This is a genomic window from Phycisphaerales bacterium (assembly GCA_016716475.1).
Taxonomy (GTDB): Bacteria; Planctomycetota; Phycisphaerae; order UBA1845; family Fen-1342; genus JADJWG01.
In genome coordinates, this window is sequence record JADJWG010000004.1 from 122,376 (window position 1) to 139,447 (window position 17,072).

16 protein-coding genes are annotated in these 17,072 nt (G+C 65.8%); 7 read left to right on the plus strand and 9 right to left on the minus strand.

All coding sequences use genetic code 11. The annotated features are described in order from the left end of the window. Positions 1-94: 94 nt before the first annotated feature. Both fabF and acpP read right to left on the minus strand, forming a co-directional pair. A complete protein-coding gene (fabF, locus tag IPM18_14585) occupies positions 95-1,306 on the minus strand; it encodes a beta-ketoacyl-ACP synthase II (GenBank protein ID MBK9120803.1) in 1,212 nt (403 codons plus the stop codon). A 51-nt stretch (positions 1,307-1,357) separates the two neighbouring features. Then, positions 1,358-1,570, minus strand: coding sequence for an acyl carrier protein (acpP, locus tag IPM18_14590; protein MBK9120804.1), 213 nt, complete (start codon positions 1,568-1,570; stop codon positions 1,358-1,360). A gap of 363 nt (positions 1,571-1,933) precedes the next feature. Between acpP and IPM18_14595 the strand changes: the two genes are divergently transcribed. The 3 genes from IPM18_14595 (at position 1,934) to IPM18_14605 (ending at position 3,938) form a co-directional block, all read left to right on the plus strand. Next, positions 1,934-2,578 carry a class II aldolase/adducin family protein gene (locus IPM18_14595; GenBank protein ID MBK9120805.1) on the plus strand — a complete coding sequence of 215 codons (645 nt, stop codon included), beginning with the start codon at positions 1,934-1,936 and terminating at the stop codon, positions 2,576-2,578. A 74-nt stretch (positions 2,579-2,652) separates the two neighbouring features. Continuing rightward, positions 2,653-2,889: a hypothetical protein gene (locus IPM18_14600; GenBank protein MBK9120806.1), complete on the plus strand. Its 237-nt coding sequence runs from the start codon at positions 2,653-2,655 to the stop codon at positions 2,887-2,889. Between the two features lie 143 nt (positions 2,890-3,032). Beyond that, on the plus strand, positions 3,033-3,938 hold the full coding sequence (locus tag IPM18_14605) for a sulfite exporter TauE/SafE family protein (protein MBK9120807.1): 906 nt from the start codon (positions 3,033-3,035) through the stop codon (positions 3,936-3,938). Positions 3,939-3,953: 15 nt separating this feature from the next. Here IPM18_14605 and IPM18_14610 read toward each other — a convergent pair whose 3' ends face one another. Then, entirely contained in the window at positions 3,954-4,277 is a 324-nt protein-coding gene (locus IPM18_14610) for an ATP-dependent Clp protease adaptor ClpS (protein ID MBK9120808.1), read from the minus strand. 170 nt (positions 4,278-4,447) lie between these two features. On the opposite strand from IPM18_14610, the gene ribA reads away from it, so the two are divergent. The 3 genes from ribA (at position 4,448) to IPM18_14625 (ending at position 9,006) form a co-directional block, all read left to right on the plus strand. Next, the gene (gene ribA / locus IPM18_14615) at positions 4,448-5,719 is read left to right on the plus strand and encodes a GTP cyclohydrolase II (protein MBK9120809.1); all 1,272 of its coding nucleotides are present in this window, start codon (positions 4,448-4,450) and stop codon (positions 5,717-5,719) included. A 194-nt stretch (positions 5,720-5,913) separates the two neighbouring features. Further along, a complete protein-coding gene (locus IPM18_14620; GenBank protein ID MBK9120810.1) occupies positions 5,914-6,159 on the plus strand; it encodes a hypothetical protein in 246 nt (81 codons plus the stop codon). Positions 6,160-6,366: 207 nt separating this feature from the next. Further along, positions 6,367-9,006, plus strand: a complete 2,640-nt coding sequence (locus IPM18_14625; GenBank protein MBK9120811.1) for a fibronectin type III domain-containing protein — start codon at positions 6,367-6,369, stop codon at positions 9,004-9,006. 15 nt (positions 9,007-9,021) lie between these two features. Here the strand turns inward: IPM18_14625 and IPM18_14630 are convergent, their stop codons facing one another. The 3 genes from IPM18_14630 to pyrR form a co-directional block, all read right to left on the minus strand. Continuing rightward, on the minus strand, positions 9,022-11,334 hold the full coding sequence (locus IPM18_14630) for a hypothetical protein (GenBank protein MBK9120812.1): 2,313 nt from the start codon (positions 11,332-11,334) through the stop codon (positions 9,022-9,024). An 87-nt stretch (positions 11,335-11,421) separates the two neighbouring features. Next, the gene (locus IPM18_14635; GenBank protein MBK9120813.1) at positions 11,422-12,393 is read right to left on the minus strand and encodes an aspartate carbamoyltransferase catalytic subunit; all 972 of its coding nucleotides are present in this window, start codon (positions 12,391-12,393) and stop codon (positions 11,422-11,424) included. Beyond that, a complete protein-coding gene (pyrR, locus tag IPM18_14640) occupies positions 12,368-12,937 on the minus strand; it encodes a bifunctional pyr operon transcriptional regulator/uracil phosphoribosyltransferase PyrR (protein MBK9120814.1) in 570 nt (189 codons plus the stop codon). Before pyrR ends, IPM18_14635 begins: the two co-directional genes overlap by 26 nt. 127 nt (positions 12,938-13,064) lie before the next feature. On the opposite strand from pyrR, the gene IPM18_14645 reads away from it, so the two are divergent. Then, positions 13,065-14,195 carry an aminopeptidase P family protein gene (locus IPM18_14645; protein ID MBK9120815.1) on the plus strand — a complete coding sequence of 377 codons (1,131 nt, stop codon included), beginning with the start codon at positions 13,065-13,067 and terminating at the stop codon, positions 14,193-14,195. A 7-nt stretch (positions 14,196-14,202) separates the two neighbouring features. On the opposite strand, the gene IPM18_14650 is transcribed toward IPM18_14645, so the two are convergent. The 3 genes from IPM18_14650 to IPM18_14660 form a co-directional block, all read right to left on the minus strand. Next, positions 14,203-14,751 (minus strand): lipocalin family protein, encoded by a 549-nt coding sequence (locus IPM18_14650; GenBank protein ID MBK9120816.1) that lies wholly within the window; start codon positions 14,749-14,751, stop codon positions 14,203-14,205. Between the two features lie 195 nt (positions 14,752-14,946). Further along, entirely contained in the window at positions 14,947-15,474 is a 528-nt protein-coding gene (locus IPM18_14655; GenBank protein MBK9120817.1) for an HIT domain-containing protein, read from the minus strand. Positions 15,475-15,483: 9 nt separating this feature from the next. Beyond that, a complete protein-coding gene (locus tag IPM18_14660; GenBank protein MBK9120818.1) occupies positions 15,484-16,965 on the minus strand; it encodes a prolyl oligopeptidase family serine peptidase in 1,482 nt (493 codons plus the stop codon). Positions 16,966-17,072: the final 107 nt, after the last annotated feature.

A 17,072-nucleotide genomic window follows, 5' to 3' on the forward strand; every position in this document is an offset into this window, starting at 1 on the left:
AAATTGATGAGCGGCGGCGGGCTCCCTGGGCCAGCCGCCGCTTCTTTCATGGGGAGACTTCTGCAATGTATAGGGGGCCAGGCCTGGATCGCAGTCAGCGCGGCAGGCCGAAGAGCACGCACGTATTGTGTCCGCCGAAGCCGAAGGAGTTATTCATGGCGACGCGCACAGCCGCATCGCGGGCGGTGTGCGGGACGTAGTCCAGATCGCACTCGGGGTCGGGGTGGTCGAGGTTGATGGTCGGTGGCAGGGTGCGGTTGCGCATTGCCAGGACGCAGGCAATGGCCTCTACGCCGCCGCTTGCGCCAAGCAGGTGACCTATGCAGCTCTTGGTGCTGCTGACCGCGACGCGCTGGGCGGCGGCGCCAAAGACGGATTTGATGGCGCGTGTTTCAGCGACGTCGCCGAGGGGCGTGCTGGTCCCGTGGGCATTGATGTAGTCTACGTTGTCGGGGTTCAGCCGGGCGTCTTCCAAGGCCATCCGCATGGAGCGGGCGGCGCCCCGGCCATCGGGATCGGGCTGCACGATGTCGCCGGCGTCGGTGGTAGCGCCGAAACCGAGCACCTCGGCGTAGATCTCGGCTCCGCGTTTGCGGGCATGCTCGTATTCTTCGAAGACGAGGACACCGGCGCCTTCACTGAGGACGAAGCCGTCTCGGTCGCGGTCGAATGGACGGGAGGCCCTTGCCGGTTCGCTGTTGCGCGTGCTCAGCGCCTTCATAGCGGCGAAGGCCGCGAGGCCGAGCGGGGTGCAGGCGGCTTCACTGCCGCCGGTGACGACGATGTCGAGCACGCCGTTTCGCAGGGCTTGGATGGCGTCCCCCATCGCGGTGCCGGCCGAGGCGCAGGCGGTGGCCGTGGAAGCACTGGACCCACGCAGGTTCAGGCCGATGGCGATGTGGCCGGCCGCGGCGTTGGCCATGAGCTTGGGGATGGTGAAGGCCGAAACCTTGCTCGGGCCTTTGTGGATGAGGCGCAGGTGCTGTTCTTCGATCTCTCGCAGGCCGCCGATGCCGGTGCCGAGGATGACGCCGGCGCGTTGCGGGTCGCATACATCCGGGGCGAGGCTGGCCTGGTCGGAGGCGAGTCGGGCCGCGACGTAAGCGAACTGGGCGAAACGGTCCATGCGCTTGATGAGGCGCGCATCAATGAAGGGACCGGGATCGAAGTCGCGACACTCGCCCCCGATGTGCACGTCATTGTCGGCGGGGTCGAACTGCGAAATGCGGGCAATGCCGGAGCGGCCGGCGACGAGCCCGTCCCAAAAGGCATCCGTAGACGCCCCGAGCGGCGTGATCGCCCCCATACCCGTTACGACGACACGGCGCGCTGCCACAGCAGGGTCTCCGAGTTGCGGCTAGGCGTTGTCGCTGCTGGCGTTTTCGAGATGCTTGACGATATAGTCGATCGCCATCCCGACGGTCTGAATCTTCTCGGCTTCCTCGTCGGGAATGCTGAGTTGAAAAGCATCCTCGAACTCCATCACCAGCTCGACCGTATCGAGCGAGTCGGCGTTCAGATCGTTGACGAACGACGTCTCGCGGCTGATCTCACCCTCCGCGACGTTCATCTGCTCGGCCACGATCTTCTTCACCTTGGCTTCGATCTCAGCGGCATCAGGCACGGGAGTCCTCCAGAGCACGGCTCGGCTTCCGCGCGGAAGCTCGTGAGCATGGTCCCAAACTATGTAACGGGGGCAGTCGCTGCCCGCAAGGGGTTTACCGTTGCACCGCGTACCCGCCCGCCATGATCCGTCGTGCCAACCCGTTCCGGGGTGGCCGTGCGGTGAAAGGCGGCAAGTGTAAACCCACTTCGGGGCCGGTGGCGGAAAACGAGGGAGAATGATAGGCAGATTGAAGCCGGTTGCCAAGCACCTGGTGGACGGAGTTCGCGGGTCTGTCAGTGGGTCGCCTGAAGGACTACGATGCACGGCATGGATGCACTGGCCGAAGAACTGTGTGCGTTGGGGCGTCGAGCGTACGACCGCCTGTTGGTTGACGGTACCGGCGGCAATTTTTCGGTTCGTACGCCGGACGGGAACATTCTGTGCACGCCGACGCTCTTTTCGAAGGGGCGGCTTACGCCAGCCGACCTGTGCCTCGTCGATCCGGATGGGCGTCAGGTGGCGGGCACGCGCCGACCGAGCACCGAACTGCAGCTCCACCTGGCAATCTACCGAGCCCACGCCGCCATCCGCGCAGTGGTGCATACCCACCCGCCCTACGCAACCACCTTCGCGGTACGCGGCGAGTCCCTGCCCGAGGGCGTGCTGCCGGAAGGTGATGTGTTTCTCGGGCCCGTCCCCCTCGTGCCCTACGCCACCACGGGCACCGCGGCGATGGCGGAGGCGATCGAACCTTGCGTGCGCGAGCACGTTGCGGCACTCCTTCAGAATCATGGCGCCGTGACGTGGGGGCCGGACCTGGAAACGGCATATGTGTTGACGGAGACGCTGGAGGCCGTCGCCCGCGTGGTCTGGCAGGCGCGGCTGGTTGGCGGGGAACGGGCGATCCCGGCGGCGGACCGGGCCCCCTTGGCGGAGTTGCGGGCGAAATTTCGCCGACAAATGGGCTATTGAAGGACTTGCGGAAACCTTAGTACGCGGTACACTCTTGCAAGAGTGTAGTACACTCTTATTGGAGTGTTGTCCGCATGCCCGCCCACAACGGTGCCCGCCGGATGGTCACGCTGAAGATCCCTGGCGAGCTGTATGACAAGCTCGGGGACCTGATCGACGGCACCGGATTCCGCAGCGTGACCGAATTTGCGACGTGGGTGCTGCGGGATGTCGCGGCTGGCGGGAAATTTCATGAGCCGCCGCCGGGACTGCAACCCCAGGAGTTGGAGGCCATCCGAGCCCGCCTGCGGGCGCTGGGTTACATCGAGTAGTGCGGCGCTGGCCGCGCGGGCCCGACGGCTACCGGCGGCGCGGCCGGTGGACCTGGGCGGATCCCTGAGGATGAGGAGCGGTGATGAGTGGAGCCCTTCCGCCGTATTCGCAATCGACGCCCGGCTTAGGCCTGGGCCTCCTGATGGACTGGATGCAACTGGCATGGGGGCGCCGCCGGGTGCGCATCTGGTTGTTTGTGGTCGCGGCGGTGGCGTGCCTGCTGGCATTCTCAGCCCGACCGGAAGGGGGCTGGCTGACGCAGTTGCACGGGGGGGCGCTGGTTCCGTCGGTCGTGCTGCTGGTCTTTGGGGCGGCACTGCTCTGTGAGTACGTGGACTCCAGTCTGGGGATGGGCTATGGCACGGCGCTCACGCCGGTGCTGCTGATGGCCGGCTTCGAACCGGTACAGGTTGTGCCGGCGGTGCTGCTGAGTGAATTCTTGACCGGTATTGCGGCCACGCTGTGGCATCATCGCGACGGCAACCTGAACCTGCTGGTGGACCACGAAGCCCGTACGACTGCCCTGTTGATCGGTGGGCTGAGCGGGATGGGAGCGGTGGTGGCAGTCTTGCTGGCGATGTTGCTGCACACCAAGCTGTCTTCCGATTGGCTTTCACTGATCATCGGACTGATCGTGCTGAGCATGGGCATCCTGATCCTTGTGACGCTGCGGCGGCGATTTCAGTACCGACGCTCGCACCTGCTCGCGGTGGGGGCCGTGGCGGCGTTCAACAAGGGGCTGAGCGGCGGCGGATACGGGCCCCTGGTGACCGCCGGGCAGGTGGTGTCGGGTGTCTCGTCGAAGCAGGCGGTCGGGGTTACCTCTCTCGGCGAAGCGATCACGTGTTTCGTAGGGTTGGTGGCGTACATGCTGCTCGGGGGTGGGATTCACTGGGGGCTCGCGGTTCCGTTGACGGCGGGCGCACTGCTCTCGGTGCCGGTGGCCACACTGACCGTGCGGCGCATGGGCGAGACGCACTTGCGGGCGATTGTCGGTGTGGTGACGTGTGTTCTGGGGGCGATTGTGCTGGTCAAGCTGCTGTTCTGAGGAAGCAGCTTGACTTCAGGAGGGCGCCGGTTCGAGCACGCAGCGCATCGACCCCCGGCACCGTTCAATGCGCCAGTCCGCCCCGAAGGCCTGCACCTGCTCCTGCCGCCACTCGGCCCGTTCGAAAACCGTGGTCTCAAGGATGACGCGGCCGGTTTCGTCGACTTCCCGTGCCAGGCGGAAAGCATGCTGCGCGTCGAAATGGAAGATCTTGCCGAGCATTTCGATGACGTACTCGTAGGTGTGGTCGTCGTCGTCGAGCAGGATGACGTGCCAGAGGGGTGCGGTTCTGAGCTTGGGCGTCGCAATCGCGGTGTTGTGTTGCGGCGTTGCGGACATCGTTTTTCCGGGGCGTGGCCCGCTCCTCGCGGAATTGTCGCCGGCGGTTGTCAGTCGAGACGGACCACCATGTTGTGATTCTAGCAGGAACGGTGCCGGGTCGACGACCGGGGCGCGGCTGGATTCTGCTACAATGAGAGTGCGGGGGAACTTGCGTTCTGGAGTGACCCATGAGCGGCGGACCCGCTTCCGCAGCCGGACAGAGCCCCTTCAGCCCGATCGAAGAGATCCTTGCCGATCTGCGGCTGGGGCGGATGATCGTGCTGGTGGACGACGAATGTCGTGAGAACGAGGGGGATCTCGTCTGTCCAGCGCAGTCGATCAATCCGGAGAAGGTGAATTTCATGCTGAGATTCGCCCGCGGGACGCTGTGCGTCGCCCTGACGCAGCAGCGCTGCCGCCGGCTGCACCTGACGCCGCAAGTGACTGACAACACGACGCGTCTCGGTACGAATTTCACGATCACCGTCGATGCCGGTCCCCAGCTCGGCACGACGACGGGTGTGTCCGCATTCGATCGGGCTGCGACGATCCGTCACCTCGTGGCGGAGGAAGCCGTGCCGGAGGACTTTGTGCGTCCGGGGCACGTCAACCCGCTCACGGCCCGCGACGGCGGGGTGCTCGTGCGGGGCGGGCAGACAGAGGGCTCGGTGGACCTGTGCCGGCTGGCGGGGATGCTGCCGGGCGCTGCGCTGATCGAGATTCTGAACGACGACGGAACCATGGCGCGTGTCCCGCAACTCATCGCATTTTGCCGACAGCACGGCCTGAAGATGTGCACGATCGCCGACCTGATCGAGTACCGCCTGCAGCGTGAACGGCTCGTGGAGCGCGTCGAGCAGATTCCGCTGAAGAACGAGTTCGGTGATTGGCGGCTGTTCGCGTACCGGGCGCGGAGTGATGCGCAGACCCACGTGGCGCTTTGCCGGGGCGGTGTGGGAGAAATCGATGCGGCTGGCAACGTCGCTCCGCAGCCGGAGCCGGTGCTGGTGCGTGTGCACAGCGAGTGCCTCACGGGTGACGTGTTCGGATCGTTCCGTTGCGAGTGTGGCGAGCAGCTCGGCGCCGCGATGGCGATGATTGCGCGGGAAGGGCGTGGCGCGTTGGTCTACCTGCGGCAGGAAGGTCGGGGGATCGGGCTGGAAAACAAGCTGCACGCTTACCGCATGCAGGACCAGGGCCTCGACACGGTGCAGGCGAACGAGGTGCTGGGCTTCCGCGCCGACCAGCGTGATTACGGCATTGGGGCCCAGATTCTGCGCGACCTGGGCTTGCAACGCATCCGCATCCTGACCAACAACCCGAAGAAGGTGAGCCGGCTGGCGATGTATGGGCTGGAGATCACCGAGCAATTGCCGCTCGAGATCGAGCCGAACGAGCACAACCGCCGCTATCTGGAGACCAAGAAGTACAAGCTGGGGCACCAGTTGCGAAAGGTGTAGGGGCACCCAGAAAAGGGCACCCATAGATGGGGGGGGCTGGGAACTACGAAAACAGCGCGCGTGGTGCGCGCATGCGGGACGGAACCTCTGCCGACGTGGAGTGCTTGGAGTGCGAGATTCGTGCGCCACGCACCCCGCTCATCTATACTTCTGCGTGTTCAGGAGCTGTACATGAAGGGTTGCGGGAGCGCCGGATGAATCAACAGGATGATGGCCAGAAACCGCTGATGACGGAACTCAAAGAGGGTCTCATCGAAGAGGGGGTGCGGTGGATCCGCTGGACTACGGGCGGGGCCGTGGTCGGCGCTGGTGTGCTTGGTGGAGTCGGTGTCGCGTGGTTCGGGTGGATGGGCCTCGCGATCGGCTGCGGCGTCGGCGCCGTATCGGGCGGCCTCGGGGCGTGGCTACTTTATCTCTGGCTGAACTCCCTTTGGGAATGAACGCGCTGCGCGCCCGGAAGGGGGACGCGCCGCTCGCGACACCAGAAAACCGGTTTCGACAGTGCTGAGCAGACAGCGAACGCAGCGCTACGCGCTGGCTACGTAGAAGTTACGGGTTGATCTGGACGTGTCCGCCCAATAGGATGGTATGTGTTCGGGCACGGTCATGCGCCGTCACCTCTGCTATTGCATCGTTCGGAGACAATCATGCTGGTGACCCTGCGCCCATCCTACGGCCTCCTGCTTTTCGTTCTACCCGTTACGCTGTTCTGCGCAGCGGCGGTGACGCCGGCCCAGGTTATTTACCAGTTGGATCCGCGTTCACAGACCGAGATCTTAGGGCTGCAGAGCGACTTCGACGGTGCGGGGCTGCCGATTTTCATACATGAGGAGCGGCAGTCGCGGCTCATGTGTGGGGGTGCGATCGTGCACACTGACGGCATCTGGCGGCCGGTCGGTGGCGGAGAATTGCCACTACCCCCCGACATCTTTGCGAATGTCGAGGATGAGCCCGCGTCGCTGATACTCGTTGTCACAGGTCCGGGCCGGTCCTGTCCGCAGTTCATTTTCAACATATCCGGGACTCCGCCGGCGGGTGCCGTCGACGCCATTGAGGCCGCCGCCGAGCGCTTCACACACCTCTTCTCCGATTGCGTAGATATTCACATCAAGGTGAAATTCAAGAGCATGGGGCAAAACACGATCGGTTCGACCTCGAACAAGTTCGTGAAGTACCGGTACGACGAAGTGCGGTCGGCGCTGCTGGCCGACCGCGATGACGACGACGTCGTGATTCTCTACATGCCGACAGGTGACCGCATCGACGTCAAGTACCAGGGCACAGAGGTCAAGGAAGAGAAGCACGTGTACCTGTCACGGTCGGTGGCCAAGGCCATCGGCCTGATCAGCGCGACTTCCACGAAGAAGGATGGAACGTTCAAGTTCAACACGGACTTTGCCTTCGATTACGACCCCACCGATGGCATCATCGGCGGGCGGATGGATTTCCAGCACGTTGTGCTGCACGAGCTCGGCCACCTGCTCGGTTTCACGTCCGGCGTGGACTTCCGTAACAAGAACATCGAAAACCTGGACCTGGCGCGCTTCTCGACGGCGGATTGCGCCGACACCTACAGCGATTTTCGCGACAACCCCCGCACCGGTGGCGAGGACAAGCAGGGCGTCGGCTGTCGCACGTGTCTGCCGGAATGGGGCGACTGGCGCATGTCTACCGGTGTGGGTAATGGCGACGGTAACCAGGCCTCCCACTGGAAGAACGATGGGATAACCGGCGTGTGGGTCGGCGTCATGGATCCGACGCTTGCGCCGGGGGCGCAATTCTACAGCCCGAATACGCTGATCGAGGACTATCTGACGGCGGCCGATGCGTACGCCTTCGACTTCATGGGCTGGGACTTCGAGTACGACGATCTCACGCCGGGCTCGTTTTCGCTCAGCTTCCCGGCCGACGGCACCACCAATACGCTGCTCGCCGGCCTTGGACTCGACTGGACGAATTCCGCGAACGCGACGAGCTATCGGGTGCGCGTCTACCCTTACTGCTTCATGGTGGACGGTGTCACGCCGCTGATCGACGTCGAGACCACCACATCCTCGTACTTCATCCCGGCGGGGATCCTTCAGCAGAACACGATCTACTGCTGGTTTGTGACGGCGGAGAACGCGTTTGGTGCGCGCGTCTCGGCCACGTGGAGCTTCACCACGGAACCGCCCGGGCTTGTCCTTGCGCCGCCGAATTTCGACCTGGCGCAACCCGCGAACGGCGCCTCGGGCGCGCCTCTCAACCTCCAGTTCACCTGGCAGCTCATCGGGGGAGACGATCTCGCCGCATACCGCGTGCAGATCGACGATGAACCCGCGTTCGTTGGCGACAAAATCCTCGATCAGATCCAGCCCCCACCTTTTGGCCGTGAGGACTTCGTCACTTTCCAGGTGCCTGACAAGCTCCTGCAGAACAACAAGACGTACTACTGGCGCGTATTCGCGATCAATGGCCGAGGCACGCGGCTGTGCGAATCCCAGCACCGCTCGTTCACGACCGGCGCGTTCCCGCCCGGGCCGTTCGGCGTGCTCGAGCCCGAGCCCGGCATGACGAATGTGACGCTTACGCCGGCGATCGTGTGGCAGCCGGCTTGGGGAGCGGCCTACTACCGTGTCCAGGTTGATGATGACCCGGATTTTGGTTCACCAGAACTGGACCTCAACCCGGTGCCGCAGACGTTCGTCGAGGTGCCCCCGGGCGTATTGCTGCCCGATACCGACTACTACGTCCGCGTCCGCGGCGTGAACGCCGCCGGCCCGGGTCCGGTGGTGGCCCCGGCGCTGCCGTTTACGACGCGCCCGGACCCGCCGGACCCGTTTGCGCTGGAGGGGCCGGGCGACGGCGAGATTATCTTCCCGACGCGTCCGTTGCTGAACTGGGAGCCGTCCGCCGGTGCCGCCGGCTACCTGCTCGAACTCGACCCGGAGGTCGAGCCGCTGAGCCCGCATTGGGTACGCAGCGGTGTTCAGACGGCCGCGCTGCCCCCGGTGGGTCTGCTCGAACGCGGCACCAAGTACTACTGGCGGGTGACGGCGTTCAACGGCGGTGGCCAGACCGAGGGCTCGCCGCCCGTGGGCAAGGCCTTCCACGTCGCCGCGACAACGGCCGACATCGAACCCGACGGCGATCGTGACATGGTTGAAGTCCGAGCGCTACAGCTCTGCTACGCTCCCGTAGCTCTCCCCCCGCTTCCGCCGATTTGCGCGCTCTTGGATCTCCAGCCCGACGGCCGCATTGATTGGGCGGATGCCAACCCGATCCTGCACGCCCTGACCGGACCGTAGGCGAGTACGCTCGGTTCAGTTCCACCGTACCGTGCAGATGGCGCCGTCGGATTGGGTCCAGGTGGCGGTGGTGGTGTCACCGTCGGCCCGGGCCTGTGCGAGCGCCGTCCCCGCAGCATCCACGACTTCGAGCGCCCGCAGTGCCGCACCGCGGCAGGTGAGCGTGATACGCGCGGTGCTGTCGCAATCCACTTCCGCCTCCAGGTCGACGTGCAGCCCGCGGTAGTGCAGTCCGCGCAGCGCGAACCTTCGCCCGGCCGTGCGCAACTGTGGCGGCAGCACAGGAGAAACGTGAAAGGCCGCGGCCTCCGCGTCGGCCGTCTCCCGGAAGCCGAAGATGCTGCGAATGATGTGTAGCGGCAGCGTCGCGCCCCAGCCGTAGGCCTCACCGCCGGGTTCCTGATCGGCGGCCAGCGGCCAGTACTCGCACGCCACGCCCGGCACACGGTAGTTGTAGGTATCGGCCGGGTCGGCGAAACGCAGCTCACGCTGGTCGAGCCGCGGGTAGATGCGCTCGGCGATGTCGGCGGTTGCCTCGGCCGCAAGCTTGCGTAGACCGGCGGTCCAGGCCGCCTCGGTGTAGGCGAGGAAGTAGGACGGCCATTCCAGCCAGTGGCGCGGGTTCTGCCTGAAGTAGTCGAATCGCGGCTGCAGTGCGGTAATCTGCTCGCTCGAAGCGACCCCGCAGGTCAGTGGGGCCAGCATCATGATGTCGATGTAGTCGGGTAGCACGATGGGCTGCTGGGTGCGGACGTCAAAGTCGCGGAACCAGCCGTCGACGAACATGGCGCGTGTGCTCGCGGTGCGCTGCTCGGCGAGCTGCCGCCACCGCGGGATATCGGCGGTAGCTCCGGCGATCTCCGCGAACAGCCCCATGTTGCGCAGGGCTTCGGCCACGCTCGCCTCGACATCGACGGTGCGGACGGTGTCCGCGCTGCCGCCCTCGACCGCGGGAAAGCGTTGCGAGCCGTCCTGGCCGGACTCCCAGTCGCAATGGCAGTGGAACCAGCCGTCCGCGTCGGTGCGGTGCTCGAACCACCATTCGAGGTACGCCTTGAGGTGCGGGTACAGGCGCGTGATCCAGGCGCGATCACCGGTCGCGGCGTACAGCGCGCGCAGCGCGAGGAACGGGAAGCACCACGAGGGAGCCGTGCCGCAGGCCGCGCCGTCGGCGGCGATCATGTTCATGCTGCCGTCTTCGCGATAACAGGGCACGTAGGGCTCCGGTGCATCGGCAAACGTACCGAAGAGCACTTCGGTGGCGATGTCCGGGGCGGCGTGGGCGAGCGCGAACATGTCCAGTGCGGCCTCGCCGAGCACGACGCGCGGAGAGTGAATCTGCATCGCGTCCCAACGGTGGCGGAAGATGCCGAGCGGCGGGCGCACGTTCATCCGCAGAGTCTCAAAGTCGTACACCCAGCCGCGGCGCCAGGCGGCGGGCCAGTCGCCCTCCAGGCGCGGCGCGCGGGACCAGAACGCATCGTCGTCCGCGACGCGTTCCGCGAGTGCGGCGCGCCCGGTCGGCTGCGCCGCGCGCCAGGAACGGAGCGCGGCCGACTCGTTTGTTGCGCGATTGAGCGTGACGAGCAGTTCCGTCTGCGCGCCGGGGGCGAGCACCAGATCCCAGGCGAGTGTGGCGTGCATGGGGCCCGGACCGCGCACCGTCGCGCCTTCGAGATCGGCCCCACCGTGGCGGCACCATTCCTGCCATGCGGCGACGTCGGCAGTGGCGGTATGGGCGTCGGGCGGCCGGTCGGCGCCGAGCACGAAGTAGTCTCCGTAGGCCCAGATGGCGCTGACCAGCGCGCCGTCCGCGGCGCGGTAGCGCGTGCCGATGCCGTCGGCCCCCCACCAGCGGGTAAGCCACAGGCCGTAGATGTGGGTTGCGAGCAAGCGCGCGTCCCGCGGCTGTGCGGTTTCGTTGGAGAGCGTCACGAGGCAGGCGAGCGTATGCTCAGCCGCGAGGAAGTAGCGCGCGTTAAGGCGGACGCCGCCGAGCGCGGTGTCGTAGCTGAAGACGTTCTTCGAATGATGGCGGGAGACCAGCGGCTCAGGCCGTGCGGCGACATCGGCGGGTGTGACCAGGGTCGCATCTCCGACCCGCAGGCCGAGTTGCAGGAGTGCGAGATAGTTCATGTGCCCCCGGGTACCGCTGCCGTAGGTTCCCTTGAAGCTGCGGAGCCACCAGCCGAAGCCGAGTGGTGGCGCGGAGCGCAGCACGCCGGAGCGTTTGAGCACCATGCTGTGGTGGGGGTTGTCGAGGTAGCCGTGCGGGGTGTAGTCATCGAGCGGAAAAGCCGTTGCACGGGTGGCGGTTGCAGCAGACATGGGGGGCATGCGTTCCTTCCGATTCCCCCGGCGGGCTGGACATTTGCACGAGTGCGCAGCCGACGGACCGGCGCGCCGTGGTCCGGATTACTCGGCGCGCTCGGTGGCGGCGGCGGCCTGCTGGCACAGAAACAGCACGGCCATGCGGACGGCGAGGCCGTTGGTCACCTGCTGGAGGATGCTTGAATTCGGTCCGTCAGCGACATCCGCGGCGAGTTCAATGCCGCGGTTGACCGGGCCGGGGTGCATGATGAGCACGTCCGGGCGGCAGCGCCGCAGACGGTCGCGATTCATGCCGAAAAAGCGGACATACTCCCGCACGGAGGGGAAGCCGCTGCTGGTCATGCGTTCCTTCTGGATGCGGAGCATATTGATGACGTCCATCTCCGGCAGCACGGATTCAAAGTCGTGCGTGACGCGCGCGCCCATGGCTTCAAACGAGCGAGGTGCGAGCGTAGGCGGCCCGACCAGCGTGACCCGGGCACCGAGTTTCTGCAGGCCGCGGATGTCGGAACGGGCGACGCGAGAATGCGAGATGTCACCCACGATGGCGACGTTCAGGCCGTCGATGCGGCCCTTGCGCTCGCGAATGGTGAAGAGGTCGAGCAGGGCCTGCGTCGGGTGGGCGTGCTGGCCGTCGCCGGCGTTGATCACGCAGCAGTTGACGGACGCGGCCAGGTGCTTGGCGGCCCCGGCGGCGGGGTGCCGCAGGACCATGATGTCGACCCCCATGGCCTCGATATTTCGAGCGGTGTCGATCAGCGTCTCGCCCTTCTGAGTGGACGACATCTTCTCGGCGAAGTCGATGACGGTGGCGGAAACGCGCTGCGCGGCCAGCTCGAAGCTCATGCGTGTGCGGGTACTGTCCTCGAAGAACATGTTCACGACGACCCGCCCGCGCAGCGCCGGCACCTTCTTCACACTGCGGGTGGAGACCTCCTGGAAGCTCTGGGCCGTGTCGAGCACATGCAGGATCTCCTCACGACTCAGTTCGGAGAGCGTGAGGAGGTGTTTGCGGGTCCAGAGCAGGGGTTCAACGTTCGCTGTCGCTGCGGTCATCGAGTTCGACCTCATCCACGCCATCCACCTCGGTGAGCTTGACGCGGACGATGTGATGCGCTTCCGTGTCGGTGTGGAGTCCGACGAAATCGGCCTGAATCGGCAACTCGCGGCGCCCGCGGTCCACCAGCACAGCCAGCCGGACGGCCTGGGGGCGCCCGAGATCGACGATAGCGTCGAGGGCCGCTCGCACCGACCGGCCCGTATAGAGCACGTCGTCCACGAGCAGCAGCCAGGTATCCGTGACGTCGAAGTCGATCTCCGTGCCACGCAGCATGGCCTTGGGGCCGATGGTGGTGAGGTCGTCGCGATAGAGGGTGATGTCGAGGACCCCGAAATGGTCCGGGGGCCGGCCGGCCTTCGCCAGCAGGGGCAGCAGGCGGCGAGCCAAGGTCTCACCACGTCGGCGGATTCCCACCAGCGCAAAGGGGACTTCGCGCGGGGCGGCCCCGGCCACGCTGCGCGCCAGCTTTTCGAGCGTGTCGCACATTTCCGCCTGGTTAAGCAAGAGCGTCATGGCTGCGTAGCGTAGCGGCGGTGCCATGGTGGTGGAAGAGGTGTCGTCGGGGTGCGAGCCGGGCCCTGGCGCGGTAAGCTGGATACCCCCGACAATCGCTCGGGGGGGGACAATGCTGGTGATCCTTGTTCCGGCTGGCACGGAGGGTGTGCTCATGCGGCCTGTGTCCGTGGCTATTCCGTCCGAGATCGTCCGCGATCACGTCGCCCGGCTCGGCGACCTGATGCGGGCAGCCGACTACACGGCCGTCATCGTGTTTGCCCCAGCCAACATGCTGGCCTTCGTCGGTGTGCCCTACAGCGCTTCCGACCGGTTGACCTGTGCCGCCATAACGCGAGAGGGCGCCGTACATGCGATCTGTCCGGCCTTCGAACGGCCGGGGTTCGCGGACGTCGAGGACTGGGTGCAGATTCACACCTGGGCGGAAGATAGCGATGCTTACGCGGCCCTGGCGGCGGCCCTGGCGACCGATGGCATCCGGCGCGGGCGGCTGGGTGTGGATGGACGTATCTGGCTCGAGGCGTTCGAGCGTTTCAAGTCAGTGTTTCCAGAGATGCAGGTGGATTCAGCGGAACATTTGCTGCGCGCGGTGCGCATCTGCAAGTCGCCGGCGGAACAGGCCATCCTGCGGGCGGCGCACGCCCTGGGCGAGCGGGCCTTCCTGGAGCTTGCGACGCTCATGCGGGCCGGTATCAGCGAGCGCGCCCTGCACGACGAACTCACGACCCGCTGCGCTCCGCTGGGGCTGGTCGTCAGCCCGCTGATCCAATCGGGGCCGAACGCATCTGCGCCGCACCATCTGACCGACGAACGCGTCTTACGGGCCGGGGATGCGATCGTCGTGGACAGTGTCACGCGGTACCGCGGCTACTTCAACGACCTTACGCGGACGTGGGTGCTGGGAACACCTGGTACGCAGGTCAGGAGCGCCTATCGTGCGGTGCGTACAGCACAGGCCGCGGCGATCGAAGCGGCGCGCCCGGGCGTGGCGGCGGGGGAACTGGATGCGATTGCCCGCCGCGTCATTACCGAGGCGGGCTTCGGGCCGTGCTTCGTCCACCGGCTCGGCCACGGGATCGGGCTGGAGTGCCACGAACCGCCGTACCTGGTGGCCGGTAATGGCGAGCCGTTGCGGGCCGGCATGTGCATGACCGTCGAGCCGGGCATTTACGTGCCGGGGGAGTTTGGCATTCGCATAGAAGATGACATCATCATCACGGCCGACGGCTGTGAAGTGATCCGCGGCGAACTCGCCACCGACGTATGTCCACACTTTGACGCCTGAGCACGGGCTATTCATCCCTTTCGATGCGCTGCGGTGGGCGGATCAGCCGGCTCACGCTGTAGTCCTGTGCCGGCAGGCGGCTGGTGATGTCCGCGTAAAGATCATCGGACATGGTGGGTGTGCGGCTGAGAATCCAAAGCACGCTTCGGGTAGGTTCCCCGACGACGGCCCACTCGTAGTCCGGGTCAAGGTCGATGATCCAGTAGGGGGCTTCAAAGAACCCGAACCTGACGAGCAGCTTGCCGGGTTCGTCCGCGTTCGGGCGACGGGCGGTGGCGCGGGCTTCGACTACCGGGCCATCCACGCTGCCATTGCGACAGCGGTTCACGACCAGCACGGTGCCGTCGCCGCGGAGCGTATACTCCGCGGTCGTCGCGACGCAGTCCGTGCCCTGGAACCAGTTCGGGTACCGGGCGATCTCGTACCACTTGCCCGCGTAACGCTCCAGGTCCACGTCGGGCACGGTGTAAAGCGGCGTGCCGATCACGCCGGAACACCCGGTCAACAGCCCGAGTACCCCCAGGTACAGTACGCCGACTCCCATCATTGCACGCATTCTGACGTCTCCTGCATGCTGGCGACGTACGCGCGTGCTTCGGCCGGTAGGTGGAAGCCATCCAGCGCGCGGGCCGCAAGTGTCATTGCCCCTGCGGCGGCGCAACCCCAGTGGCCGCGCTACCCGCTCCGGGCACGCTCCTGCGCTCCCACGCTCAAGGGATTGTAGTCACAGGGAACCGTGCCACCGCGGATGTTACGGCGGCGTCCGCAACCCCAGCCGCAACGCGTCCGCCGACGCCAGGATCAGCTCCCGCACTTTCGCGAGTGACTGCGGAATGACTTTCACATCCGCCAGCACCGCCATGAAATTCACGTCCCCCGCCCAGCGTGGCACGATGTGGAGGTGCAGATGCCCAGGCAGGCCGGCGCCGGCGCAATGCCCGAGATTCATCCCGAGGTTGAAGCCCTGGGCGTTGAGCGCGGCCGCGAGGGCCTGCTTGAGATTGCGGGCTTGTTGCATGAGCTCCAGCAGGGTTGCATCCGAAAGATCCTCCGGAGCGGCACGGTGTTCCCGCGGAGCGATCAGAAGGTGCCCGCTGCTGTACGGAAAGCGGTTCAGCAGGACGATGGTGCTCGGCCCGCGCCAGAGGACATAGTTGGCCGCATCCTGCTCGGGCGACCGTTCAGCGGCACACAGGAAGCACGCCTCGTCGGTCGTGCCGAGACTGTCGATGTACTCCATGCGCCAAGGAGCCCAGAGGTTCTGCTGGAAATCGCTCATGCAGACCCCTCAGCGCCGCGCGGAAACCTCTTCGAGCAGTTCGTCCTGTTGGAGGCGGGGCAGCACCCGGATGCGACGTTCCGCCCGGTGTTCGCGGCCTTCGTTCGTCACAATTCGGACTTCGAGCAAGTAGTCCCCGGCCAGCTTCAGCAAGCGTTCTCCCTGCAACCCTTTGCCCAGCGGTTCGCCGTTCAGCAGCCATGCGAAGGTGGCGGAATCGATCCATGCCGCAGGGCAGTCCGCGGCATAAACGAGCAGCAGTGGCTCGAAGCCGACAGTCGCCGACACGCGAATTGTGGCGGTTGCAAGCAAGGGGTCGAACGGCGTGGCGTGCTCCTCGTGAATAGGATCCGGAGGGTCCTTGCCCGGCGGGCGGGCGACGGTGGTGAGCCCCGAATGCTGCAACGCTGTCTTGTTGGTTGCGGAAGCAGACCCGGTGGACTTGTCATGGGGCCCGGCGTCCGGGGCGGTGTGGGACGGGAGATCCGCATCGCGGCCAGGGCCCGCGACGACCTGTGGACGGCGGGGGGTCTCGTAGCGGCCGACCTGTGAGTCCGCGCTTGCATACGCGGCCATACGCGGATCGCGTTCCAGTTCCCGCAGTCCGCCCGCCATGAGTTCCAGCCCCGCAGGGTTGCCGTCGCGCGCGATGCGGCGGCTGAGGATGTCGGGCGGGGTTTTCGGGGTTGCCCCGCAGACGCGGGCGAAGAAATCGGCCGCGAGATCCGGTGTGCGTTCGTGTCCGAGGCGGCCCAGGTGGACCCAGGCGAAGTTGCGGTACCCATGGGTTTCGTACCAGGTCTTGGCCTCGTCGGACTCCTCTTTGCAGATGGGGACATCGAGCTCGGTCGTGAGGACCAGCACCGGGTGGTAGATCGAGCGCTTGGCCCACTCCGAATCCAGCACAATGGCGGAGAAGTTGCCTTGTCGTGATACGAGGGCGGTAAACCGCTCAGGGTGGCGATTGAGCATGTAGTGCGCGATATAGCCCCCGGAGGAAAAACCCGTGGAGAGCACATGGCGGGGATCGGCGCGCGTCGTCCTGAAGACGTGATCCATGACCGCCAAGGTTGCGAGTTCGTCTCCGCGAAATTCCTTGTTGATGCGTTGGAGCGGGAACTCGCCAAGGAGGAAGTCGAACGTCCGCAGTTCCGGCGAGGCGACGATGTATCCGTAGCGGTCGGCTTCCTGCTGCCACTCAAGGGCCTGGAACCAGGCCACATCATAGGGCTTCATCCCGTGGAAGTTCATGATCAGCGGCCATGACCTGGCCGCGCGGTCCTCTTCGGACGCCTGCACATAATCTTCGGGGAGGTAGAGGTAATAGCTACGCTGCGTGGATGGCTCGGTGAGGAGCTGAAGCGTGCCGTTGCCGCGCGGCTGGGGCACGTGGCATCCGCCGAGCAACAGCACAAGCAGGCCCGCTGTCGCGAGACCAAGGGGATGGCGGCAAGCGCCACGGTGCAGCCCTGTGACTGTGCCCTGAACCATCAAAATCGGCTGCCTCCAGCGGGTACCCGCGCGGATGCGTTCAGACCGCAACGCCGGCCAGTGATCTGGGAAGCGGGTCGAATGATCCTGACACGCTCCCGCCGCAC

Bases quoted from the DNA above. Each gene is read 5' to 3' on its own strand.
- IPM18_14610 (MBK9120808.1), bottom strand. From the start codon at position 4,277: ATGTCCGCAACGCCGCAACACAACACCGCGATTGCGACGCCCAAGCTC.
- IPM18_14630 (MBK9120812.1), bottom strand. From the start codon at position 11,334: ATGTCTGCTGCAACCGCCACCCGTGCAACGGCTTTTCCGCTCGATGAC.
- ribA (MBK9120809.1), top strand. From the start codon at position 4,448: ATGAGCGGCGGACCCGCTTCCGCAGCCGGACAGAGCCCCTTCAGCCCG.
- pyrR (MBK9120814.1), bottom strand. From the start codon at position 12,937: ATGGCACCGCCGCTACGCTACGCAGCCATGACGCTCTTGCTTAACCAG.
- acpP (MBK9120804.1), bottom strand. From the start codon at position 1,570: ATGAACGTCGCGGAGGGTGAGATCAGCCGCGAGACGTCGTTCGTCAAC.
- IPM18_14650 (MBK9120816.1), bottom strand. From the start codon at position 14,751: ATGCGTGCAATGATGGGAGTCGGCGTACTGTACCTGGGGGTACTCGGG.
- IPM18_14660 (MBK9120818.1), bottom strand. From the start codon at position 16,965: ATGGTTCAGGGCACAGTCACAGGGCTGCACCGTGGCGCTTGCCGCCAT.
- IPM18_14595 (MBK9120805.1), top strand. From the start codon at position 1,934: ATGGATGCACTGGCCGAAGAACTGTGTGCGTTGGGGCGTCGAGCGTAC.
- fabF (MBK9120803.1), bottom strand. From the start codon at position 1,306: ATGGGGGCGATCACGCCGCTCGGGGCGTCTACGGATGCCTTTTGGGAC.
- IPM18_14600 (MBK9120806.1), top strand. From the start codon at position 2,653: ATGCCCGCCCACAACGGTGCCCGCCGGATGGTCACGCTGAAGATCCCT.
- IPM18_14620 (MBK9120810.1), top strand. From the start codon at position 5,914: ATGAATCAACAGGATGATGGCCAGAAACCGCTGATGACGGAACTCAAA.
- IPM18_14655 (MBK9120817.1), bottom strand. From the start codon at position 15,474: ATGAGCGATTTCCAGCAGAACCTCTGGGCTCCTTGGCGCATGGAGTAC.
- IPM18_14625 (MBK9120811.1), top strand. From the start codon at position 6,367: ATGCTGGTGACCCTGCGCCCATCCTACGGCCTCCTGCTTTTCGTTCTA.
- IPM18_14605 (MBK9120807.1), top strand. From the start codon at position 3,033: ATGGACTGGATGCAACTGGCATGGGGGCGCCGCCGGGTGCGCATCTGG.
- IPM18_14645 (MBK9120815.1), top strand. From the start codon at position 13,065: ATGCGGCCTGTGTCCGTGGCTATTCCGTCCGAGATCGTCCGCGATCAC.
- IPM18_14635 (MBK9120813.1), bottom strand. From the start codon at position 12,393: ATGACCGCAGCGACAGCGAACGTTGAACCCCTGCTCTGGACCCGCAAA.